The organism is Aestuarium zhoushanense, from assembly GCF_056431045.1.
Window position 1 is genome coordinate 1 of sequence record NZ_JBWKMA010000019.1, and the last position, 515, is coordinate 515.

The following is a 515-nucleotide window of genomic DNA, read 5'->3' on the forward strand; positions in this document are numbered from 1 at the left end:
GTCCTGGCGGCGACGAACAGCATCGAGAGTATTGATCCAGCGATCCTCCGAGCAGGTCGCTTCGATAAGATCGTCGAGATCCTGCCGCCAAACCAACTGGATCTATCTCGGATCATCGGGCAGTACCTCGGGGACCTAGCTGGTGCGGTCGACCTTGATCGATGTGCGCTCATGTCTCTTGGTAAGACCGGTGCTGAGGTGCGCGCTGCGGTGAAGCAGGCAAAAATGGCTGTCCTCAAGCGTCAGCGACGAGGGGATGCGTCAGACTTCACAACAGAGGATTATCTCAAGGCTCTCAATCAAAGCATGCCAGCATTGTCGCCCAAAGACTGGTATCGGATTGCGGTTCACGAGTGTGGTCACGCGATTGTTGCCACCGCTCTACCTTATATTGATGTTGATTTCGTCAGGCTCGATGGTGAGGGAGGTATTTGCTCGACCCAAACTAGACCTCACATTCTACGGGCTGAAGAGCTTCATCATCAACGCGCCTACGCGCTTGCAGGCTATTTTGC

The 515-nt window shown here is 54.6% G+C and carries 1 pseudogene; it reads left to right on the forward strand.

Annotated elements, in window-relative coordinates:
- A pseudogene (locus tag AC07ED_RS07410) lies at window positions 1-515 on the forward strand (hypothetical protein); the annotation flags it as partial.